Here is a 21,283-nt window from a genome sequence, read left to right as displayed (position 1 = left end):
GCTGCTCTTATTCGAAGCTGCGGGTTTCGTCGGTCAGAGGCGGCAATGGAAACAGATCGCGCCCAGAGGCGAGACTGAGCACATTGCCCACGAGTTGCAGCGCCAGCCGAAGCACCAGCACGCCGCAGCCGAACGGGACCAGCGCCGCGGAAATCCACGTCGGCCACGGAATAGCGCCGGCGAGCACGTCGTGCTGCTCGTAGTTCTCCAACGCACGCTCGAACCCGACCTTCGAGATCAGGATGAAGACGAACAGCCCCGTGAGCGCGGTAATGATCTCCGACAGACGCCGCTTGGCTGGCGACGCGCGCGACAGCAGGATGTCGACACCGACATGCGCATGCACACGCAAGGTATCCGACAGCGTCAGGAAGAACACGCCGGCCATCAGATAAAGGCCGATCAGGTCGTAGGTGAACGAGAGCGGACTATTCAGGAGGTAGCGCATGAAAACGTCGGCCACCACCAGCGCCATGATCGCGAACAGAGAGATGGCCGCGATCACCGTGAGCGCGCGTTCCAGCACGCCGAGAACATCTGTTGCCCGCTTGATCACCTCTAGTGCCCCCTTGCCGTATCGGATCGAGTTATTTGGCGAGTTACTTGGCACCGCCGGCGGCGAGCAGGCCTTCGAACTCCTTCAGCGCGGCGGATGCCTGCTTGCCGCGGCTGTCGAGACCAGCCGCCCATTCCTGACTGACGCCCTTCAGCTTGTCCTTCATCTCGGCGCGCGTGGCATCCGGCAGCGGATCGAAGCTGACGCCCTGGTCTTTGAGATGCTTCGTGGTGACTTCGCCTTCCTTGTCGACGTCGGCGCAGGCCTTCGGCGTGATCGCCTCCGAGGCTTCGTTCATGGCCTTCTTCACATCGTCGGGCAGCTTGTCCCAGACCGACTGGTTGATGGAATAGGCAACGATGAAGCTGCCGAAGCTGACGCCTTCGGTGGCGTGCTTGACCAGCTTGTCGAGACCGTAGGACACGACGCTGTCCAGCGGGAACAGCAGGCCATCCATCGTGCCGCGCGACAGCGACTCATAGGCATCGGGCGCGGCCATGCGCACCGGCACGGCGTTGAGCGCACGCAGCGTCAGGTCCTGCGCGCCGCCCGTGGTGCGCAGCTTCAGGCCCTGCATGTCCTTGATGGTTTCCACTTTCGACTTGACGGTCCACACCTGATAGGGCGGCAGTACCACGGCCATCAGCAGCTTGATCTTGTTCGGCGCGTATTCCTGCTTGGACAGAATGCCTTCGCGCGCGGTCTTCCAGTAGGCGAGCGTGCCCTGGCAGCTGGTCGCGAATGCACCCGGCAATTGCGCAACTTCCGACAACGGCATCTTGTCGGAGACATAGGACGGCCCGATGTAGCCGATGTCGACCACGCCGGACTGCGTCAGCCGGAGCATGTCCGCCGCCTTGCCGATCTGCTGGTTCGGATAATAGGTGAAGGTCACAGCACCGTTGGTGCGCTTGGTGACGTCGTCCATCCACGGCTTGAGCATCAGGCGGACGAGATAGTGGCCGGCGGGGAAGCTATCGGCGACCTTCAGCTCCAGCGCCTGCGCCGGAAGCGTCGAGACCGGCAGCGAAAGAGCGAGCGCTGCGGCGGCCCAGATCAGGTTCTTCTTCATTTCATTCTCCTTGACGCGTCCCCACGCCGAAGGCGGCAGCGACCCGCTGCAACACCGTCCGGCTCTCACTCCACTTCTTGCTTGAGTAAAATGTACATATATGTGAATTTATCTGTCAAGGATATGAATTACGCATAGGCCCATGCGCCGTAGCCGTAGCCCTCATAATTGACACGCAGCTTTTATGAATTCTAACTCCATGCATATGAATTCATTTAACGAGGCTTTATGGGACCGCTCGCCGGCTTCTCCATTCTCGACCTGACCTCGGTACTGATGGGCCCTTACGGCACTCAGGTGCTGGCGGACATGGGCGCCGAAATCATCAAGGTAGAAAGCCCCGAGGGCGACATCGTTCGCCAGATCGGTCCCGGCCGCACGCCCGGCATGGGCGGGATGTTCCACAATGCCAACCGCGGCAAGCGCAGCATCGTGCTCGATCTCAAGAAGCCGGAGGGGCGCGACGCGCTGCTGCGGTTGGCCAAGCGCGCCAACGCGCTCGTCTACAATGTGCGCCCGCAGGCGATGGCGCGGCTCGGCCTCGACTACGAGACGCTTCGCTCGGTCAATCCCGCGCTCCTCTATGTCGGAGCCTTCGGCTACGGCCAGTCCGGCCCTTATGCCGCAAAGCCCGCTTACGATGATCTGATCCAGGGCGCGGCCACCATCCCCACGCTGCTCGCAGCTGCCGGCGACGGCACGCCCCGCTACGTGCCCGTCACCATCGCCGACCGCATCGTCGGCCTGATGATGGTCAACGCGATCATGGGCGGACTGATGCACCAGCAACGCACCGGCATCGGGCAGCGCATCGACGTGCCGATGTTCGAGTCCATGACGGAGTTCGTCATGGTCGATCATCTCGGCGGACTGACCTACGACCCGCCGCTCGACCATGGCGGCTATGCCCGCCTGCTCTCGCGCTATCGAAAACCCTACAAGACCAGCGACGGCTATCTCTGCGTCCTCATCTACAACGACAAGCACTGGCGCAGCTTCTTCGAGGCGATCGGACGCTTGGAGTTCCTGCAGCAGCCGCGCTTCGCCAACCACGCGGCGCGTACCAAACACATCGACGAGATCTACGAGGAGATCGGCCAGATCTTCGTCACGCGCACCACCGCGCAATGGCGCGAGCTGCTGGAGCAAGCCGACATCCCCGTGATGCCGATGCACACGCTGGAGACGATCCTCGAGGACCCGCACCTCAAGGCGATCGACTTCTTCAGGACGGTGGATCACCCCGTGGAAGGCCGCATCCGCCAGATGCGCGTGCCCTCGACCTGGAGCGTGACCCAGCCGGAACCGGCCGGCCCAGCGCCCACGCTCGGCCAGCACGGCCGCGACATTTTGCACGAGGCCGGCTTCTCTCCGGACGAGATCGAACATCTCGCAGAGCAAAAGGCAGTTCACCTGGCCGCACCGCCCTAACGGCAGCGCGGGCCAAAATCGCAGAACACAGGGAGGAAACCGCGATGGCCGGACTTTATTTCGAGGACTTTTCCGTGGGCCAGGAATTCAGGCATCCGCTGACCCGGACCGTCACGGAGATGGACAACACCATGTTTAGCCTGCTGACGCTCAACCCGCAGCCGCTGCATATCGACGCGCATTTCTCCGAAAAGACCGAGTTCGGCCAGCGCATTTTCAACAGCCTTTACACCCTGGGCATCATGATCGGCATGACGGTCTATGATACCACCATGGGAACCACCGTCGCCAATCTCGGCATGACCGACGTGACTTTTCCGAAACCGGTCTTCCATGGCGACACCTTGCGGGCGACGACGAAGGTGCTTTCGTTGAGGGAATCCAAATCGCGCCCGAAAGCGGGCATCGTCGAGTTCGAGCACCACGCCTTGAACCAGAACGACGAGATCGTCGGCAAATGCCGCCGCATGGCGATGATGCACAAGAGGCCGGTCTGATGCGTTCGATGCTGTTCGTGCCGGGGGATTCCCCGCGCAAATTCGAGAAGGCGAGCGAAGGCAATGCCGACGCGCTGATCATCGATCTCGAGGATTCCGTCGTCACCGAGAAGAAGCCGGAGGCGCGCGGGTTGACACTGGCGATGCTGAAAGGCCGCAGCAAGTCGCATCATCTCTATGTCCGCGTCAACGCGCTCGACACCGGTATGACGCTGACCGATCTCGCCGCGGTGATGCCGGGCAAGCCCGACGGCATCGTATTGCCGAAGTCGCAAGGCGGCGATGACGTGCGGCAGGTTGCCACCTGGCTCGAGGCTTTGGAGGCTGCGGCCGGCATCACCATCGGTGCGACGCGCATCGTCTGCGTCGCGACGGAGACCGCCAGCTCAATCTTCGGCCTTGGCAGCTACAAGGGCTGCTCCCCTCGCCTCGCTGGCCTGATGTGGGGCGCGGAGGATCTTTCGGCTTCGCTCGGCGCCACCGAAAAAGCGTCGGCCGGCGTGTTCCACAGCCCCTATCGCCTCGCGCGCGATCTCTGCCTGATGGCGGCGGCTGCGGCGGAAGTCGCACCGATCGACACGGTTTATACCGACATCGACAACCTCACAGGGCTCGAGCAGGAGACGCGCGCGGCACGGCGCGACGGGTTTTCGGCGAAGGCACTGATCCATCCCAAACATGTCGACGTCGTCAACGCGGCGTTCGCGCCGACCGAAGCCGAACGCACATGGGCGGAGAAGGTGATCGCGGCGTTTGCGGGCAACCCGAACTCAGGCACGCTGCGTCTCGACGGACAGATGATCGACAAGCCTCATCTTCGCGCCGCGAAGAAGATTCTCGGCCAGAACTAGATCGGGACACCACCCCACCATGATCGTTCGCCAAGCCGCCAATGTACTGGAGATCATGGAATTCTTCGCGCAAACGAGGAAGCCGGCGACGCTTGCCGAGATCGCCGATCATTTCGGCTGGCCGCGCTCGTCGACCTTCAACCTGCTCGCGACGCTGTCGGAGAAGGGCTATCTCTATGAGCCGCGACCGCGCGCCGGCTTCTATCCGACGCCGCGGTGGCTTGCGATGGCACGGATGATCTCGGAGGTCGAGCCGCTGCCGCCGTGGACGCATCAGTTGATTGCCGATCTCTCGGCCGAGACCGGCGAGACCGCCTCGATCGTGGCGCCGGCCGGCGTGATGGCGGTGTTCATCGACGTCGTCGAGTCCCAGGCCGCAATCCGCTATTTCGCTACCATCGGCCACCGTGTGCCGATCCACGCCACCGCCAGCGGCCGCGCGCTGCTGCTGCAATATTCGCCGGAAGAACGCGACTCCGTCTATCGCAAGATCGAATTCAAGCAGTACGGCCCCTCGACGCCGATCAGCATCGAGGCGGTCGAGACCGAGCTGCGCAACTCGATCGCGCGCGGTTATTGCCAGAGCTTTGCCGACTACAGCCGCGACCTCGCCGGTGCAGCGATCCCGCTGCCGATCGGCGATCGCAGACTTTCCGTCGTCGTCGCCGGACCGGAGTTTCGCATCGGGCCGAAGATTGCGGAGGTTGCGGCGCTGATCGCGAGAACGGTGGACCGATTGCGGCCGAAAGCGGCGGCGTAAGCGACGGTGACAGTGCGCTCCCTCTCCCCGCAAACGGGGAGAGGCTAAAAACGTAGCCGCTATACGATCTTGATCGACATATCCGGCAGGCCCTCGAGCTTGCAGAGCAGGACGTCGCCCTTCACCACCGGGCCGACATTTTCCGGCGTGCCGGAATAGATGATGTCGCCGGCCTTCAGCTCGAACGCTTCCGACAGCTTTGCGATCTGCTCGGCGACGCTCCAGATCATCTTGCTGAGATCCGAGCTCTGCTTCACGGCCCCGTTGATCGCGAGCGAAATGGCACCCTTCTCGAAATGGCCGGTTTTGCTCGCCGGGTGGATCGGACCGATCACCGCGGCATGATCAAAGCTCTTGCCGATCTCCCACGGCTTCTTCTCCGCGGCCATGCCGTTCTGGAGGTCGCGCCTGGTCATGTCGAGGCCGAGCGCGTAGCCGTAGACGTGGTCGAGCGCCTTGTCGGCCGGGATATTGGAGCCGCCGGATTTCAGCGCGGCGACCAGCTCGACCTCGTGGTGATAGTTCTTGGTGAGCGACGGATAGGGATGATCGGCGACTTCGCCGACCGCGACGTTCTGGATCGCATCTGTCGGCTTCTGGAAGAAGAACGGCGGCTCGCGGTTCGGATCCGAACCGCGCTCGATCGCGTGCGCGGCGTAGTTGCGGCCGATGCAGTAGATGCGGCGGACCTGGAACACCTGGGTCTCGCCGACGATCGGGATCGAAACCATCGGCACCGGGAAGATCGGCCGCGGTGCCGCCTGCGCCGCGGCCGGCGCCACCTCCGTGAGGCTCGCTGCGGTCATCGCCGCTGCAGCTGTGAGCACGCTGCGTCGCGTGGTCGTTGTCATGGCTTCACTCCCTGATATTTGCCGTTTCTTGTCGAACGGTAGTCATAGAGCCAAACGACGGGCGGGCCAATGACCCGCCCTGTACGTCTTAAGTCGCGACGCGATCGAAGAACGCGCGAACCTTCTGCGCACAGGCGTCCGGATCCGTCGCAGCCACGTGATAGGAATCCCCGGGCAGCACTTCCAGCTTCGAGCCCGGAATCCTCTCCTGCCATGCCTTCACGGAGGCGACGTCGCCGAGGCCCGAGCCGGTGGTGGTGATCACCAGCGTCGGACGTTTGATCGACGGAAGCTCACCGGTGACATCGACCGTCGGCACCATTTGCAGAAACGCTTCCAGCGTCGAGGCCTTGGTCTTCGACATCAGCTTGATCCACCAGTCCAGCGCTGCCGGCGGCAGCGACGAGCCGAGCCGGCCGGCCGTGGTCTCGCGCACCCACGGCTCGACGCCCTGCTCACGGATCTGCTTGCGCCAGGTCGGTGCCCGCTCGTTGAACGAGGTTAGCGAGGCCGGCGCGCCGACTGCGGCGACAGCGATCACGCGATCCGGGTGCTTGGCCGTGAGGTGCATCGCCAGCGTGCCGCCAATCTTGCCACCGACCAGGAAGACACGGTCGAGCTTCAGCGCATCCAGCATGCGGATGATGTCATCGCCGAGACCGGCGAAGCGATAGGCGTAGTCGCCCTGCATCGGCGTCGAATCGCCATAGCCGCGCAAATCGGGGCGCACCACCAGATGATGCGTGGCGAAGTACGGCACCCAGCGCCGGAACGCCTCGCCGCTTTCGGCGAGGCCGTGCAGCATCACGACCGGCGGCTTGGTGTCCCAGGGCAACAGATAATCGTCGATGCGAACCGCAAGCTCGCAATCGTCGCTGACACCGATCTTCCGCAGTCCGCTAGCCATCAGATACACCTCGTTCCACCGCCATCGACATTGATGCAGGTACCAGTAATGAAGGATGCGCGGTCTGAACAGAGGAACGCGACGATGCCGGACACCTCGTGCGGTTGCCCGACGCGACCGAGCGGAACCGAGGCGATGGCCGCGGCATTGGTCGCGCCCTGATCCTGCCCCGCGATCGCCGCGCCCTGGGAGATGAGACTGTCCCAGCGGTCGGTCTGCACGGGGCCCGGATTGACGCCGGTCACTAGCACGTTGTCCGGCGCGCATTCCTCGGCCAGCGCCAGCGTGAAGTTCAGCAACGCCGCGTTGACCGCGCCGCCCGCCATGTAGGCCGCGCGCGGCTGATGCCCGCTGCGGCCGATGATGTTGATCACGCGGCCCCAGCGCCGGTCGCGCATCTCCGGCAGCACGTTGCGCGCGCAGCGCATGTAGCCGAGCAGCTTCAGCTCGATCGACTTGGCCCAGGTCGCGTCCGGCGTCTCCGCGATCCGGCCCATCGGCGACGCGCCGGCGTTGTTGACGAGGATGTCGATGCGACCGAAGGCTTCGCGCGCGGTCGCCATGGCGCGGGCGATGTCGTCGGGCTTGGTCATATCGCCGGCACAGGCGATCACACGCCGGCCCGTGTCCCGCGACATTTCCGTGGCTGCCGCGGCAAGCCGCGCGGCGTCGCGCGCGACGACGACGACATGCGCCTGCTCGCGCGCGAGCTCGGCGGCAATGGCCCGGCCGATGCCGATGCTGCCGCCGGTGACGACGGCAACCTTGCCGCCCAGATTGAGATCCATGAAGCGGCCCTAATCCACTGTCGCGCCGGAGGCCTTGACGAGCTTGCCCCACTTTGTGGTTTCGTCGGTCATGAATTGCCCGAAGGCGTCGCCGACAACTGTGCCGGGCTCCGCACCAAGCTCGGCAAGCCGCTTCTTCACGTCGGGCATCTTCAGGATGACCTCAAGCTCACTGCTGAGCTTCGCAAGTGCCGGCTGGGGCGTCTTCGCCGGCGCCACCAATCCGAACCAGGACGAAGCCTCGAAGCCGGGAATGGTTTCCGCGACTGTCGGCACGTCGGGCAAGGCGTCGGCACGCTTTGCGCTGGCGACCGCGATCGCGTTGATGGCCTTGCCCTGAACCTGCGGCAGCACCGCGGGCATGTTGTCGAACATGAACGGGATCTGCCCCGCAAGCAGGTCGTTCATCGCCGGCGCCGCGCCGCGATAGGGCACGTGGACGATATCCACGCCGGCCATGCTCTTGAGCAGCTCGCCGGCGAGATGATTGGTCGAACCGATGCCGGACGAGCCGAAGTTCAGCGAACCCGGCTTGGCCTTGGCCAGCACGATCAACTCGCCGACGTTCTTGGCCTGCACTGACGGATTGACGACCAGCACGATCGGCACCGAGGCGATCAGCGCCACCGGCGCAAAGGCCTTGGCCGGATCGAACGGCAGCTTCTTGTAAAGGGAGCCGTTGATGGTCAGCGGCGGCGGCGCGGTCAGCAGCAAGGTGTAGCCGTCGGCCTCGGCGCTCGCGACCGTCTCCGCGCCGAGATTGCCGCCGGCGCCGCCGCGGTTCTCCACCAGGAAGGTCTGACCGTTCCGTTCGGTCAGCTTCTGCGCGACGATCCGGGCGATGATGTCGTTGGACCCGCCGGCCGGGAACGGCACGATGATCTTGACGGGGCGGGAGGGGTAATCCTGCGCTAGAGCCGCGCCGGAAAACAGAACGGCCGCGCAGGCGGCCAGAAAGGTGCGTCGCATAACCCCGCGCATGGGCACTTCCTTGATGTTTGTCTTGTTGTTGATTGCATCATCACGCCGTCAGCATTGGCCTCAACTCTCCGGTATCGTCAAGCCGCTCAAGATCGCCGATCTGCGCGATCGGCCTCTCGATCTTGCACCGCCCTGCATTGATGCGGTCAGGTCTCGCGTCTTCTCGGACACGCCTTCGTTCTCGGTTAGTATCCTGGGAACGCGGAACGCCGAAAATCTGTAAAAATGGCTGAACCGGTGGCTATTCCTGCGTCACGCCTACGACCACCGCCGCTAGCATGGAACTTGCATAAATTCTGGGCGACATGGACGCCGCATGAACCTCATCAGTCTCGATATCCGCATGCTCCGGTCGCTGATCTCGGTGGTCGAGACCGGCAGCATCACCGAGACCGCGCGACGGCTGGGCCGCACCCAGCCGGCGATCACGCTGCAATTGCAGCGGCTGGAGGAGCTCACCGGCAAGCAATTGTTCGAGCATGCCGGCCGAAGGCTGATGCTGACCGAGGACGGCACCACGGTCCTCACCTACGCCAAATCCATCCTGCGGTTGCATGATGAGCTGATTTCGCAGCTTGCGTCGCAGGAGATCGAGGGCCAGGTCGTGCTCGGCACGCCCGATCTCTACGCGGCCTTCATGCTGCCGTCGATCCTCAGCGTGTTCCGGAAATCGTTCCCGCGCATCCAGGTCGAGCTCAACTGCGCGCTGTCGACGCCGCTCGTCGGGCTCGTCAAGCGCGGCGACGTCGATATTGCGCTCGTCACCCGCATGAACGATTTCACCGGCGGCCAGGTGGTGCGGCGCGAGCAACTGGTCTGGATGACCGGCGAGCAATCCGCCGCGCATCAGGAACGCCCGATCCCGCTCGCGCTATTGCCGCCCGGCAACATCTATCGCGACTACGCGATCGATACGCTGGAGCGCGCGAACCTGCGCTGGCGTATTGCCTGCGTCAGCGAGAGCGTCGGCGGGCTGCAGGCCGCAGCCTTCGCCGGCATGGCCGTGACCGTCCTTGGCCGCAGCGCGCTGGTGCCGGCGATGCGCGAGGTCGGCCCCAATGAGGGCCTGCCGCCGCTGCCGAAGGTCGAGCTGCTGCTCTACAAATCCAGCGGCGCCACCTCGAAGGCCGCAACCGCGCTGCACGATTATCTCGCGCATTACCTCCGTCTCGACGAGGAGCTCAGCGGCCGCGGCGCGCCGATCGACCTCGGCTAGGCTCGAAGGATCGAAAACAACCCCATGCACAGTAGAACGGACCTTGATTGCAAAGGGCTTTTTCCACGCGCCCGCGCTCTCCCCTTCGACTAGCGCAACGCCACCTGCGGCCAGAACTTCGACCAGGGCTGGGCCTGCTCGAACGCGGCAGCGATGCGGAAGATGGTGGGCTCGTCGAGCCACGGCGCAATGATCTGGAGACCGATCGGAAGGCCGTCGCGATCGAAGCCGCAAGGCAGCGTCGCCGCCGGAAGGCCGGCGAGGTTGATCGGCCAGGTGAAGGGCGACCAGCCGAGGTGCGGATCGACCTTGTTGCCGTCGATCGTGTCCACGCCGATCCGGCCGGCCTCGAATGCTGTCACCGCGACCGTCGGCGTCACCAGCGCATCGACGCGCTCGAACAGTTTGACGAATGCGCTGCGCGCCTGGCCGCGCCGGTAACCGGCCTCGACATAATCCGTACCGCTGTAGTTGCGGCCGGCGGTGACCACGTCGCGATAGTCGGGCTCGGAGCTGGCGAGATCGGCCGTGGTCTTGCTCGCGACGGCCGCCGCCTGCTCGGTGAAGGCAATCGGCTTCAGCGTATGCTCCAGAATGCGGGGATCGAGGCCCGGACCATCCATGGTGACCTCTGCACCGCAGGTGTCGAGAATGGCGAGCGCCTTGCCGAACGCCGCAAGCACGTCGGGGCTCACCGCGGCGTAGCCGAGATCGGCGCTGGCGCCGATGCGAAGGCCGTTCAACGGCGCGGCGTTGGTATCGAAGCGGCGCGGCGACACCGGCAGGCTGGCGGGATCGCGCAGATCATAGGCAGCGATGATCTCCAGCGTCAGCGCGGCATCCGCGACAGTGCGCGTGATCGGCCCGGTGTGTGCGAGCGAGGCCCAGGACGGCGGCGAAAAACCGGGCGAGCGCGGCACCAGGCCGAACGTCGGCTTCAGCCCGAACACGCCGCAGAAGGACGCGGGAACACGGATCGAGCCGACGCCGTCGGTGCCGATGGCGATCGGCCCACAGCCGGCCGCAACGCCCGCAGCCGCACCGCCGCTCGATCCGCCGCTGGTACGACCCTGATGCCAGGGATTGCGCGTGGTGCCGGTGACGGGGCTGTCAGCCGTCAGCTTGTAGCCAGACTCGCAGGTCGTGGTCTTGCAGGTGATGATCGCGCCGGCCGCCTTCAGCGCCGACACGACAGCGGCATCGGCTTCGGGCACGAACGCCCTGTTCATCGGCGAACCGCCATAGGCCGGCACGCCGGCGACGAACACGAGATCCTTGATCGTGACAGGCACGCCTGCGAGCGACCCCTTGGCCTCGCCCGCCTTCATCTCCCTGGTGACGCGATCGGCCTCCGCCCGCGCCTGCTCGTACATCGGCGTCACCACCGCGTTGCAGGCCTCGTTCGTCGCCTGAAGCGCAACGATGGTGTCGTCGACGACATCGCGCGGTGTGAACGCCTTGCGCCGGTAGCCGGCCATGATCTCGGTTGCAGAAAGCGCGCCGAGGCCAGTCGGCGCCGGCGGAAAGGCCGTTCGGCCGGAACCATCAGTCATCATCAAACCTAAAGAGCTAGCTGAGTGCCGCGTCGATGGCGCGCTTGGCCATGACGGTGACGAGATGCGCGCGGTAGTCGGCTTCGGCGTGGATATCGGAGGTAAGACCCTCCGTGTCGATCCTGATCACCGCGACCGCGGATGGATCGAAATTCTCCGACAGCGCCGCCTCCATCGGCGGCACCCGGAACACGCCTGGCCCCGCGCCGGTCACGGCGACGCGGACCTCATCGGCGAATTTCGCGACGAACACGCCGACCAGCGCATAGCGCGACGCCGGCGCCTTGAATTTCGCGTATCCCGCCTTGAGCGGCACCGGAAACCGGATTGCGGTGATGATCTCCCCGGGCTCGAGCGCGGTCTCGAACAGTCCGAGGAAGAACTTGTCGGCTGCGATCTCGCGCGTGCTGGTGACGATGGTGGCGCCAAGACCGAGCACGCCGGCCGGATAGTCCGCGGCCGGATCGTTGTTGGCAACCGAGCCGCCGATGGTGCCCCGGCTGCGCACGGCGGGATCGCCGATCATGGACGCCAACGCGGCCAGCCCGGGGATCCTGGTCTGGACCAGCTTCGAGGCGGCGACCACCGCATGCGGCGTCATTGCACCGATGGTGATGGTGGCGCCTTCATCTGTGATGCCATTGAGGTTTGGCAGCTTTGAAAGGTCGACCAGCGCGACCGGACTGGCCAGCCGCTGCTTCAGAGTCGGGATCAGCGTCATGCCGCCGGCGACGAGCTTGCTGTCCTCGATCGAAATCAGAAGCTTGGCCGCGTCGGGGATTTCACTCGGCTGGTGATAGGCAAACGATTTCATGGTGTCCTCCCTATTCCGCCGCCACCGGCAGCGACGCGTTTTGCAGCAGGCGCCAGATCCGGTTCGGCGTCGCCGGCATGTCGACATGGGTGACGCCGAGATGCGAGAGCGCATCGACCACCGCGTTGATGACGGCGGCGGGCGAGCCGATGGTGCCGACCTCGCCACAGCCTTTCACGCCCATCGGGGTGTGCGTGCACAGCGTGGAATGGGTCGCGACCTTCATCATCGGCATGTGGTCCGCACGCGGCATGCAATAATCCATCAGCGAACCCGACATGAGCTGGCCAGAGCCCTCGTCATAGACCGCGTTCTCAAACAGCGCCTGACCGACACCCTGCACGATACCGCCGTGCAACTGGCCCTCCACGATCATCGGATTGATGACCGTGCCAACGTCATCGACGGCCGTGTAATTGACCAGCGTCACCGTGCCGGTTTCCGGATCGACCTCGACCTCGGCGATGTGGCAGCCACCAGGATAGGTGAAGTTGACCGGATCGTAATAGGCCTGCTCCTCAAGCCCCGGCTCCAACACCTCGAGCGGATAGTTATGCGGGACGTAGGCGGCGCCCGCGATTTCCTCGAACGACTTCATGCGATCCGTGCCCGCGACCGAGAAGTTTCCGGCCTCGAACTGGATGTCGACTTCGGCCGCCTCGAGCAGATGGGCGGCGATCTTCTTGCCCTTTGCGATCACCTTGTCCGTCGCCTTCGACAGCGCGGCACCACCGACCACCAGCGAGCGCGAACCATACGTGCCCATGCCGAACTGCACGCGGTCGGTGTCGCCGAACACGATGTCGACATTTTCAAAGGACACGCCGAGCTTCTCCGAGACGATCTGCGCGAACGTCGTCTCATGGCCCTGACCGTGATTGTGGGTGCCGATCATGACCGTCACCTGGCCGGTCGGATGCACGCGCACCGTGGCGCTTTCATAGAGGCCGCCCCGGGCGCCCAGCCGCCCCGCGAAACGCGACGGCGCGAGGCCGCAGGCTTCGACATAGGTCGAATAGCCGAGCCCGCGAAATTTGCCCTTGCTGGCCGAAGCCGCCTTGCGCACGCCGAAATTCTTGACGTCGGCCGCAACCAGCGCGCCGTCGAGGCACCCCATCGGATCGCCCGAATCGTACTGCACCAGCACCGGCGTCTGGTACGGATAGGCTTCCTTCGGGATCATGTTGCGGCGACGGATCTCGACGCGGTCGATGCCCATCTCGCTGGCCGCGACGTCGACCATGCGCTCCAGCACGAAGGTCGCCTCCGGCCGACCCGCGCCGCGATAGGCATCGACAGGCACGGTGTTGGTGAACACGACCTTCACATTGCAGTAGATCGCGGGCGTGGTGTAGACGCCGCCGAGCAGCGGCGCGTAGAGGTTGGTCGGGATGTTCGGCCCGAACGTCGAGAGATAGCCGCCCATATTGGCGAGCGTGTTGACGCGAAAGGCGAGAAACTTTCCGGTCTCGTCGAGCGCGAGCTCAGCCTCGGTGACATGATCGCGGCCATGGCGATCCGAGACATAGCCCTCCGAGCGGCTCGCCACCCATTTGATCGGCCGCTTGACGCGCTTGGCCGCCCAGGTGATCACGGCCTCCTCGCCGTAGTGGAACTGCTTGACGCCAAAGCCGCCGCCGACATCGGGCGCAACCACGCGCAGCTTGTGCTGCGGGATGTTCAGCACCAGCGCCCCCATCAGGAAGCGCACGACGTGGGGGAACTGGCTTGTGGTCCAGAGCGTGAAGCGATCCGTGCCTGGCTCGTATTCCGCAATCGCTGCGCGCGGCTCCATCGGGTTGCCGATCAGGCGATTGTTGACGAGGCTCAGCTTGGCGACATGCGCGGCCTTGCGGAACGCGGCCTCGACCGCGGCCTTGTCGCCAAGCTCCCAGTCGCAGCAGATGTTGTTCGGCACGTCGTCGAACAATTGCGGTGCGCCGGGCCGGACAGCCTCAAGCACGCCGACCACCGACGGCAGCACCTCGTAATCGACGGCCAGCAACTCGGCCGCCGCATTTGCCTGCTCCGGCGTCTCCGCGATGACGAACGCCACCATGTCGCCAACGAAGCGCACCTTGCCCTGCGCCAGCATCGGGAACGGCGGCTCCTTCATCGGCACGCCCTTGGCATCCGAGATGCCCCAGCCGCAGGGCAACCCGCCAAGGCCATCAGCCTTGACGTCGTCACCGGTCAGGACCGCGATGACACCAGGCGATGCCAACGCCGCGCTCTTGTCGACGCCGCGCAACACCGCGTGCCCGTGCGGCGAACGCACGAATACGCCTGCGGTCATGCCGGGGCGCTTGATGTCGGAGACGTAATTGCCGCGGCCGGTCAGGAAGCGCTGGTCCTCCTTGCGCTTCGGTGAGGCACCGATGCCGATCACATTGTTCATGGTCACTCTCCCTTGGCGGCGTTCATGGCGGCAGCGCCGGCCAAGACCGAGACGACGATGTTCTGGTAGCCGGTACAGCGGCAGATATTGCCTTCGAGGCCGTGACGGACGTCGGCCTCCGTCAGGTCCGGCTTCTCAGCGGCGAGCGCGACCGCGGTCATCAACATGCCGGGTGTGCAGAAGCCGCATTGCAGACCGTGATGCTCACGGAACGCCTCCTGCATCGGATGCATCTGGTTCGAACCGGGCGCGCCCTGCAGGCCTTCGATGGTGAGCAGCGTCGCGCCGTCGAGCGCGGGTGCGAGCAGCGTGCAGCTCTTCACGGGAAGACCGTCCAGATGCACCACGCAGGCGCCGCACTGGCTGGTATCGCATCCGATATGCGTGCCGGTGAGGTTGAGCTGCTCGCGCAGCAGCTCGGCGACGATCGTCGCCGGCTCGACATCGACAGTGGTTGGCCGGCCGTTGAGTGTAAAGGATATCTGCACGGTCATACTCCTGTGCGCGACGGGTCTTAGGCGAGAGGCAACGCGCTGCCGGTAGCCCATGTGGCCATCACGACATCGCCGACGGTGAATGGATCTGCAAAGAAAGTTTTTTCCGGCACATAGGCCACGAACTCGTCGTCCGGCACGGTGTCGAGCATGACCTTGACGAAGTAGCCCTGGTATTCGATCGCGAGCACGCGGCTCGGCAGCGAGGTCGTGTAGCCCGGCGGCAACTCCTTGCCTGGACGCACCAGCGCAACATCGTCGCGGCGGACGGCAATGTCGACCTTGTCACCGACGCTGACATTCGCGCGCGCCTGCAGCGGCACTTCGATGCCGGAGGGAGCGGCCTGCGCGAGCGTGAAGCTCGCGCCGTTGACCTTTTCAACCCGTCCCGACAGCACGTTCTGGCCGCCCATGAATTCGGCGACGTAGCGATCGTGCGGATGGGCGTAGACATCGCGCGCAGCGCCCGCCTGCTTGATCTTGCCTTGCTCCATCACCACCACGAGGTCGGCCAGCGCGATCGCCTCGAGCTGGGTGTGGGTGACATGGATGAAAGTGATACCGAGCTCCTGCTGCATCCGGCGGAGCTCCTGGCGCATCTGGACGCGGAGCTGCTCGTCGAGCGCCGACAGCGGCTCGTCGAGCAGCAGCACCCGCGGCTCGGTGATCGCGGCCCGTGCCAGCGCCACGCGCTGCTGCTGGCCGCCGGACAGCTGCGCCGGCAGCCGGTCGGCGAATTGCGTCAGCCGGACCTTCTCGATCATGGCATCGGCCGCCCGCAACCGGTCGGCCTTGGACATGCCGCGCACGCGTAGCGCGAAGGCGATATTGTCGCGCACGGTGAGATGCGGGAACAGCGCGTACGACTGGAACATCATCGCGGTCCGGCGCTGCACTGGCGCGAGCCCGACGACGTTCTGGCCGCCGATCACGATCTCGCCCGCAGTGGGGTCCTCATGGCCGGCGATCATGCGCAGGATCGTGGTCTTGCCGCAGCCGGAGGGGCCGATGAAGCAGCAATAGGCGCCGTCGGCGATCTTCAAATTGACGCCGTCGACCACATTGGTGATGCCGTCAAAGCTCTTGCAGACGCCTGCCAGTTCGATATCGCCGCGATCGCTCTTCATAATTCCAGCTCAGCCCTTTGCACTGCTGCCGCGCTTCTTCTGGATCAGCACGATGCTGCCCAGGCTCGCGCCGATCACGACGAAGGAGACAATGGTCGTCACCGTGCCGAGCGCGTAGAGCGACGGCGAGGTGACATTCAGCGTCATGCTCCAGATTTCGAGCGGTAGCGTGTTCAGCGAGCCCGCCGTCTGCAGGCTGCGCGCGAATTCGTCATAGGATAGCGTGAACCCGAACAGCGCGACCGCGACGAGGCCGGGCGCGAGCACCGGGATCATGACCAACCAGATCGACTGCCAGCGGCTGGCACCGAGATCATAGGCCGCCTCCTCCCAGACGTGGTTGAAGCGCGACATCACCGCGAACATCACCAGCACGCCGAACGGAAGCGTCCAGGACAGCTGGGCGCCGAGTGCCGAGGTGTACCAGCTCGCATTGAGCCCGAGCGCCTGGAACAGAAGTCCCGTCCCGAGACCGAGCACGAGGCCGGGTGCCACCAAGCTGCCAATCATCATGTAGAAGACGAAAGTGTCGCCGCGAAATCGTTTGCGGAAACCGAGACCGGCCAGGAACGAGACCACCACGGTGATGACAGTGACGATGACAGCGAGCTTGATCGAACGGTCGAACGAGCCCTTGACGTCGCCGGTCCGCACTTGCGTGAAGAGGTCGACGAACCAGTGCAGCGAGTGGCCCTTCATCGGGAACACCAGGCCGCCGCGGATGTCCTGGAACGACAGGACGTAGATGCAGAACATCGGGCCGTAGAGCGCGATGACGTAGAGGCCGAACAGCGTCGCCAGCACGTAGAACGTCCAGGGACGTCCACCCTTGCTCGGCGCGATCGCCTTGGTCGTCGCAGGCGCGACCGTTTCGGGCATGTCGGCAGCCACCGCGCTCATCGCGTGATCTCCTGCCGGATATCGACGGTGCGCAGGATCAGCGACACGATCGCGACCAGCACCAGCGTCAGCAACACGGCGCTAGCGGCGGCGGTCGGATATTGCAGCACGCCGACGTCCTCGTAGAAGGCGCTGACCACCGAGGCCGAGCCGCCGCCGGACATCACCTTAACCACGAAGAAATCGCCCATCACGATCGAGACCACGAAGATGGTGCCGAGCGCGATGCCGCTCTTGGACATCGGCACCACGACCAGGCGCATGATATCGAAACGGCTGGCGCCGGCGTCGATCGCAGCCTCGATCAGCTTCTTGTCGATCCGGGCCATCGAGTTGAAGATCGGCACGATCATGAAGATCGTGAGCTGGTGCACATAGGCGATGACGACCGCGAGATCAGAGAACAACAGCACTTCGAGCGGCTGACGGATCACGCCCGTTCCCAGCAGCGCCTGGTTGATCAGGCCTTCCTTGCCAAGCAGCGGAATCCAGGAAATCATCCGGATGATGTTGGAGGTCCAGAACGGCACGGTGCACAGCAGGAACAGGCCGATCGCGAGCAGCTGGTTACGGACGTGGAACACCAGGAAGTAGGCGACGAAGAAGCCGATGATCAGGGTGAAGACCCAGGTCAACACGGTGAACTTGATGGTCGCCAGATACAGCTTCAGCGTCAGCGCCGAATGCAGCACATCGACGTAGCTCGCCAGCGTGAAGTCGGGCGTCAGTCCGCCAAAGCCGTCAGTGGTGAAGAAGCTCGCCGCCAGCACGACCAGGATCGGCGCCACGAAGAACGGCACGAGCACCAGCACCAGCGGCGAGACATAGAGCCAGCCGGTGAGATTGGCGCGTGGTGGAGTTTGAGCTGGACTTGGCTGCATATCGGCAAACGCCTCGAAGTCGGTCTTCTCGCACCGGCGCGTGACGGCGCCGGTGCTTCGCAACGTCAGGGAAAGCAGGTTTCACGCCACCTTGAAGTCGTTCCAGCGCTTGTTCATGTAGGCGGCTTCGTCCATCAGCGTGTTCCAGCACGAGATGTTCTTGACGCGATCGAGGAACGAACCGCCGTCGCGCTTGGTGCCGGCCTTCTCCATCGGCACGCCGTAGGGATCGTTGATCACCGCAGGCGCCGGCTTGCCGTCGTACCAGAAATCCCACTCCGCAGCGGTGAGGAATTTCTTGGCCGTCGACGGCACCGGACTGTAGTAGCCGTAGCGGCCGACGAAGCCGCCCTGCCAGCCAGACAGATACCAATTGAGATATTCGTAGGCGGCATCCAGCTTCTTGCCGGAGAGGTGCTTCATCAGGCCCATGCCGTTGCACCAGCCGCGATAGCCTTCCTTGCCGTTCTTGACGTTGACCGGCGCGTAGACGCAGGGGATTTCCTTCACGCGCACCGCCGCAACCGCGGGCGACCACATCGACTGGATCACCACTTCGCCTGCGGCCATCAACTGCACCGACTGGTCGAAGGTGGTCCAGGTCGCGCGGAACTGGCCCTGCTTCTTCAGCTCGATCAGCTTGTTGCAGGTGAAGTCGATCTCCTCCTTGGTCATGTTGCCCTTGTTGCCGTACTTGATCAGGCCGGCGCTCTCGAAGCAGAGCGCAGCGTCCATGATGCCGATCGCGGGCACGTCGAGGATCGCGGCCTTGCCCTTGAACTTCGGATCGATCAGATCCTTCCACTCGGTCACTTCATGGCCGACGAGGTCGGGCCGATAGCCGATGGAGTCGGCGTTGTAGACCTGCGGCAGGAAGGTCGCCCATTCGGTGACGCCGTCGTGCAGATCGGTGGAGTCGGGCTTGGATATGTACATCGCTTCATAGGGCGAGATGCCCTGGCGCGGGATCTTGTGGCCGTCGATCTCGCCCTTGGTGAAGATCGGCAGGATGTTGTCGAACTCCTTGATCTTCTTGACTTCGATGCCCTGGATGACGGAGCGCTTGGCGGCGAGCTTGGCCTGCCAGCCCTCGAGGTCGGCGATGTCGACCGTATTAGGCTGGCTTATGAAGCGGTTGATGGCGGCGGAGGTGTCGAGGTTCTGCATCGTCACCTTGAAGCCGAGATCCTTGGCCGCCTGGTCACCGATCGCCTTCACCACCGAGTAGGAGACGCCGACATGGCGCAGCTCGATATCCTTGATCTCCTGCGCCCAGATGGTCGGGAAACCGCGGATCGCATCCGATCCGACAGCTGCGCCCGCAACGGCTGCCGCACCCTTCAACAGCGTGCGCCGGCTCAATTTTTTCGTCGTCGTCACTTTCGTTCCCGCCGGATCGAAAGTGGACGTCCCCTTAGCCCCATCAGACATGGCAACCCTCGTTGGTTACGATGAACGTTCGCCCCGGTCGCCATTGACCGGCTGCGATGTGATCAATTGCCCGCGAGGCTAGGGGCGAGATTTTGCGAAGTAAAATTGGAAGTAAAAATCCGCCGTATAAACGCGGCTAATGGTTCGCGGCGCTGCATTCGGTTTTGGCAGCAACGCATAAGAAGGCGTCAGAACGTGTATGCAAGGCGGCGCGCAGGCCCGCGCAGGCCCACTCACGCGGCAGGCGTGATCAAGATCATGATGCGGATTGCCGCAAGCTTGTGCGCGGCGCGCGCCCGCGACGAAGCAGCGCGCCCTTCCGATCTCAGGATTTCAGCGCGGCGTGCGCCGTCTCCGGCGCCTTCAGCGTCGCGATGATCGTGATGATCGAGAGCGCGATGATGTAGACCGACACAGGCCAGTACGAACCGGCCCATGCCAGCAGCGCGGTTGCGATCAGCGGCGAGAAGCCGCCGCTCAGCGCGGCCGCGACATTGGCGCCCAGCGATGCGCCGCTATAGCGCACCTGGGTGCGGAACAGTTCCGGCATGAACGCCGCCTTCGGCCCGAACAGCAGCGCATGCGTCAGCGTCATCGTGACGACCAGCGCGAAAATGATCAGCGCCGGTTCTTTTGTATCGAGGAACCAGAACAGCGGAAACGCCAGCGCCACTGAGAACACGCCGCCGGCGAGATACAGCGCCTTGCGTCCGAAGATGTCGGAGAGCCAGCCGGCGAGCGGCAGCGTCGCGAACTCGACGAGCGCGGCATAGACCACCGCATCCAGGATCACCTGGCGCGGCAGGCCCAGCTTGGTCGTGGCATAGACCACGGTGAAAACGGTGAGGAGATAGGCAAGCCCCACTTCCGACACCGTGATGCCGATCGCGAGCAGGAAGCTGCGCCAGTCGCGGCGGAGCACCTCCAGCGCCGGCTGCGCCAGCACTTCCCTGCGCTCGACCACTTCCTTGAAATGCGGCGTCTCCGCGAGCTTCAGCCGCACGATGAAGCCGACGCCGACGAGCAGGATGCTGATCAGGAACGGCACACGCCAGCCCCAGCTCAGGAAATCCGCCTCGGGCAATTTCGTCATGAGCGCGAAGATGCCCGTCGACGCGGCGACGCCGACCGGAAAGCCGATCTGCACCAGGCTGCCGTAGAAGCCGCGCCGGTTGCCGGAGTGCTCGATCACCATGACCACCGCGCCGCTCCATTCGCCGCCAAGCCCGATGCCCTGGACGAAGCGCAGCACGATGAGCAGGATCGGCGCCCAGACGCCGATCTGGCTGTAGGTCGGCAGGCAGCCGATCAGGAAGGTGCCGAGCCCCATCGCGATCATGGTCGCGACCAGCATCTTCTTGCGGCCGAGCCGGTCGCCGTAATGCCCGATGATCGCGCCGCCGATCGGCCGCGCGACGAAGCCGACGGCATAGGTGGAGAACGCCGCCAGCGTGCCGACGAAAGGATCGAAGCTCGGGAAGAACAGCTTGTTCAGCACCAGCGCGGCCGCCGTGCCGTAGATCAGGAAATCGTACCATTCGATCGCGGTGCCGAGCGCGCTCGCCCACACCACATGCGCCGTCGCCGATTTCTCCGCGCTTGCGGAGACGCCCGTTGCTGCCGTCATTCCCTGTGCCCCAAAAGATTCCGGATGCATCATGGATAATCGTCATGACGGTTGCAATCTGTGGAGGTGTTGTCTCTCACAGGAGAACTCCACGAGATTTGGCGCCCCGCCGCTTCGACACCCGTCATTGCGAGGAGCACTTGCGACG

Annotated in this window: 20 protein-coding genes; 5 read left to right on the top strand and 15 right to left on the bottom strand. The window is 64.4% G+C overall.

The window, feature by feature from the left end:
* Nucleotides 1–7 precede the first annotated feature (7 nt).
* Nucleotides 8–556 (bottom strand): TRAP transporter small permease subunit, encoded by a 549-nt coding sequence (locus FNV92_RS07645; protein ID WP_143841480.1) that lies wholly within the window; start codon nucleotides 554–556, stop codon nucleotides 8–10.
* Between the two features lie 43 nt (nucleotides 557–599).
* Complete coding sequence (locus tag FNV92_RS07640; RefSeq protein ID WP_143841481.1) at nucleotides 600–1,628, bottom strand: TRAP transporter substrate-binding protein; 1,029 nt, start codon at nucleotides 1,626–1,628, stop codon at nucleotides 600–602.
* 228 nt (nucleotides 1,629–1,856) lie between these two features.
* Here FNV92_RS07640 and FNV92_RS07635 point away from each other — a divergent pair, with 228 nt between their 5' ends.
* The 4 genes from FNV92_RS07635 to FNV92_RS07620 are packed head-to-tail and all read left to right on the top strand — an operon-like array spanning nucleotide 1,857 to nucleotide 5,167.
* The gene (locus FNV92_RS07635) at nucleotides 1,857–3,059 is read left to right on the top strand and encodes a CaiB/BaiF CoA transferase family protein (protein ID WP_143841482.1); all 1,203 of its coding nucleotides are present in this window, start codon (nucleotides 1,857–1,859) and stop codon (nucleotides 3,057–3,059) included.
* 44 nt (nucleotides 3,060–3,103) lie between these two features.
* On the top strand, nucleotides 3,104–3,556 hold the full coding sequence (locus FNV92_RS07630) for a MaoC family dehydratase (protein ID WP_015684048.1): 453 nt from the start codon (nucleotides 3,104–3,106) through the stop codon (nucleotides 3,554–3,556).
* Complete coding sequence (locus FNV92_RS07625; protein ID WP_168213315.1) at nucleotides 3,556–4,407, top strand: HpcH/HpaI aldolase/citrate lyase family protein; 852 nt, start codon at nucleotides 3,556–3,558, stop codon at nucleotides 4,405–4,407. The genes FNV92_RS07630 and FNV92_RS07625 overlap by 1 nt, the downstream gene beginning before the upstream one ends.
* 19 nt (nucleotides 4,408–4,426) lie before the next feature.
* Entirely contained in the window at nucleotides 4,427–5,167 is a 741-nt protein-coding gene (locus FNV92_RS07620) for an IclR family transcriptional regulator (RefSeq protein WP_143841484.1), read from the top strand.
* Between the two features lie 59 nt (nucleotides 5,168–5,226).
* Here FNV92_RS07620 and FNV92_RS07615 read toward each other — a convergent pair whose 3' ends face one another.
* From FNV92_RS07615 to FNV92_RS07600, 4 genes are all read right to left on the bottom strand, one after another.
* Nucleotides 5,227–6,018 carry a fumarylacetoacetate hydrolase family protein gene (locus FNV92_RS07615; RefSeq protein WP_143841485.1) on the bottom strand — a complete coding sequence of 264 codons (792 nt, stop codon included), beginning with the start codon at nucleotides 6,016–6,018 and terminating at the stop codon, nucleotides 5,227–5,229.
* Nucleotides 6,019–6,106: 88 nt separating this feature from the next.
* Entirely contained in the window at nucleotides 6,107–6,925 is an 819-nt protein-coding gene (locus FNV92_RS07610) for an alpha/beta fold hydrolase (protein WP_143841486.1), read from the bottom strand.
* Nucleotides 6,925–7,713, bottom strand: coding sequence for an SDR family NAD(P)-dependent oxidoreductase (locus FNV92_RS07605; protein ID WP_143841487.1), 789 nt, complete (start codon nucleotides 7,711–7,713; stop codon nucleotides 6,925–6,927). Before FNV92_RS07605 ends, FNV92_RS07610 begins: the two co-directional genes overlap by 1 nt.
* 9 nt (nucleotides 7,714–7,722) lie before the next feature.
* Nucleotides 7,723–8,694: a Bug family tripartite tricarboxylate transporter substrate binding protein gene (locus tag FNV92_RS07600; protein WP_143841488.1), complete on the bottom strand. Its 972-nt coding sequence runs from the start codon at nucleotides 8,692–8,694 to the stop codon at nucleotides 7,723–7,725.
* Between the two features lie 316 nt (nucleotides 8,695–9,010).
* On the opposite strand from FNV92_RS07600, the gene FNV92_RS07595 reads away from it, so the two are divergent.
* Nucleotides 9,011–9,910, top strand: coding sequence for a LysR substrate-binding domain-containing protein (locus tag FNV92_RS07595; protein ID WP_014440106.1), 900 nt, complete (start codon nucleotides 9,011–9,013; stop codon nucleotides 9,908–9,910).
* Nucleotides 9,911–9,999: 89 nt separating this feature from the next.
* On the opposite strand, the gene FNV92_RS07590 is transcribed toward FNV92_RS07595, so the two are convergent.
* From FNV92_RS07590 to FNV92_RS07550, 9 genes are all read right to left on the bottom strand, one after another.
* Entirely contained in the window at nucleotides 10,000–11,463 is a 1,464-nt protein-coding gene (locus FNV92_RS07590) for an amidase (RefSeq protein WP_143841489.1), read from the bottom strand.
* A 16-nt stretch (nucleotides 11,464–11,479) separates the two neighbouring features.
* Entirely contained in the window at nucleotides 11,480–12,277 is a 798-nt protein-coding gene (locus FNV92_RS07585) for an FAD binding domain-containing protein (protein ID WP_143841490.1), read from the bottom strand.
* Between the two features lie 10 nt (nucleotides 12,278–12,287).
* Nucleotides 12,288–14,675 carry a xanthine dehydrogenase family protein molybdopterin-binding subunit gene (locus FNV92_RS07580; protein WP_143841491.1) on the bottom strand — a complete coding sequence of 796 codons (2,388 nt, stop codon included), beginning with the start codon at nucleotides 14,673–14,675 and terminating at the stop codon, nucleotides 12,288–12,290.
* A gap of 2 nt (nucleotides 14,676–14,677) precedes the next feature.
* A complete protein-coding gene (locus tag FNV92_RS07575; RefSeq protein ID WP_186355496.1) occupies nucleotides 14,678–15,169 on the bottom strand; it encodes a (2Fe-2S)-binding protein in 492 nt (163 codons plus the stop codon).
* A 20-nt stretch (nucleotides 15,170–15,189) separates the two neighbouring features.
* Nucleotides 15,190–16,296 carry an ABC transporter ATP-binding protein gene (locus FNV92_RS07570; protein WP_143841493.1) on the bottom strand — a complete coding sequence of 369 codons (1,107 nt, stop codon included), beginning with the start codon at nucleotides 16,294–16,296 and terminating at the stop codon, nucleotides 15,190–15,192.
* 9 nt (nucleotides 16,297–16,305) lie between these two features.
* Entirely contained in the window at nucleotides 16,306–17,196 is an 891-nt protein-coding gene (locus FNV92_RS07565; RefSeq protein WP_143841494.1) for an ABC transporter permease, read from the bottom strand.
* The gene (locus FNV92_RS07560; RefSeq protein ID WP_143841495.1) at nucleotides 17,193–18,077 is read right to left on the bottom strand and encodes an ABC transporter permease; all 885 of its coding nucleotides are present in this window, start codon (nucleotides 18,075–18,077) and stop codon (nucleotides 17,193–17,195) included. Before FNV92_RS07560 ends, FNV92_RS07565 begins: the two co-directional genes overlap by 4 nt.
* 81 nt (nucleotides 18,078–18,158) lie before the next feature.
* Nucleotides 18,159–19,508, bottom strand: coding sequence for an ABC transporter substrate-binding protein (locus FNV92_RS07555; protein ID WP_143841496.1), 1,350 nt, complete (start codon nucleotides 19,506–19,508; stop codon nucleotides 18,159–18,161).
* Between the two features lie 325 nt (nucleotides 19,509–19,833).
* Nucleotides 19,834–21,135: an MFS transporter gene (locus FNV92_RS07550; RefSeq protein ID WP_143841497.1), complete on the bottom strand. Its 1,302-nt coding sequence runs from the start codon at nucleotides 21,133–21,135 to the stop codon at nucleotides 19,834–19,836.
* Nucleotides 21,136–21,283 lie beyond the last annotated feature (148 nt).

The sequence above is a fragment of the Bradyrhizobium cosmicum genome (assembly GCF_007290395.2).
In the GTDB taxonomy this organism is placed as follows: Bacteria; Pseudomonadota; Alphaproteobacteria; order Rhizobiales; family Xanthobacteraceae; genus Bradyrhizobium; species Bradyrhizobium cosmicum.
Note: the sequence above shows the minus strand (reverse complement) of the source record. Positions and strands in the feature narration are given on the sequence as shown.

Bases quoted from the DNA above. Each gene is read 5' to 3' on its own strand.
- FNV92_RS07640 (WP_143841481.1), bottom strand. From the start codon at position 1,628: ATGAAGAAGAACCTGATCTGGGCCGCCGCAGCGCTCGCTCTTTCGCTG.
- FNV92_RS07635 (WP_143841482.1), top strand. From the start codon at position 1,857: ATGGGACCGCTCGCCGGCTTCTCCATTCTCGACCTGACCTCGGTACTG.
- FNV92_RS07630 (WP_015684048.1), top strand. From the start codon at position 3,104: ATGGCCGGACTTTATTTCGAGGACTTTTCCGTGGGCCAGGAATTCAGG.
- FNV92_RS07625 (WP_168213315.1), top strand. From the start codon at position 3,556: ATGCGTTCGATGCTGTTCGTGCCGGGGGATTCCCCGCGCAAATTCGAG.
- FNV92_RS07620 (WP_143841484.1), top strand. From the start codon at position 4,427: ATGATCGTTCGCCAAGCCGCCAATGTACTGGAGATCATGGAATTCTTC.
- FNV92_RS07615 (WP_143841485.1), bottom strand. From the start codon at position 6,018: ATGACAACGACCACGCGACGCAGCGTGCTCACAGCTGCAGCGGCGATG.
- FNV92_RS07610 (WP_143841486.1), bottom strand. From the start codon at position 6,925: ATGGCTAGCGGACTGCGGAAGATCGGTGTCAGCGACGATTGCGAGCTT.
- FNV92_RS07605 (WP_143841487.1), bottom strand. From the start codon at position 7,713: ATGGATCTCAATCTGGGCGGCAAGGTTGCCGTCGTCACCGGCGGCAGC.
- FNV92_RS07600 (WP_143841488.1), bottom strand. From the start codon at position 8,694: ATGCGCGGGGTTATGCGACGCACCTTTCTGGCCGCCTGCGCGGCCGTT.
- FNV92_RS07595 (WP_014440106.1), top strand. From the start codon at position 9,011: ATGAACCTCATCAGTCTCGATATCCGCATGCTCCGGTCGCTGATCTCG.
- FNV92_RS07590 (WP_143841489.1), bottom strand. From the start codon at position 11,463: ATGACTGATGGTTCCGGCCGAACGGCCTTTCCGCCGGCGCCGACTGGC.
- FNV92_RS07585 (WP_143841490.1), bottom strand. From the start codon at position 12,277: ATGAAATCGTTTGCCTATCACCAGCCGAGTGAAATCCCCGACGCGGCC.
- FNV92_RS07580 (WP_143841491.1), bottom strand. From the start codon at position 14,675: ATGAACAATGTGATCGGCATCGGTGCCTCACCGAAGCGCAAGGAGGAC.
- FNV92_RS07575 (WP_186355496.1), bottom strand. From the start codon at position 15,169: ATGACCGTGCAGATATCCTTTACACTCAACGGCCGGCCAACCACTGTC.
- FNV92_RS07570 (WP_143841493.1), bottom strand. From the start codon at position 16,296: ATGAAGAGCGATCGCGGCGATATCGAACTGGCAGGCGTCTGCAAGAGC.
- FNV92_RS07565 (WP_143841494.1), bottom strand. From the start codon at position 17,196: ATGAGCGCGGTGGCTGCCGACATGCCCGAAACGGTCGCGCCTGCGACG.
- FNV92_RS07560 (WP_143841495.1), bottom strand. From the start codon at position 18,077: ATGCAGCCAAGTCCAGCTCAAACTCCACCACGCGCCAATCTCACCGGC.
- FNV92_RS07555 (WP_143841496.1), bottom strand. From the start codon at position 19,508: ATGTCTGATGGGGCTAAGGGGACGTCCACTTTCGATCCGGCGGGAACG.
- FNV92_RS07550 (WP_143841497.1), bottom strand. From the start codon at position 21,135: ATGACGGCAGCAACGGGCGTCTCCGCAAGCGCGGAGAAATCGGCGACG.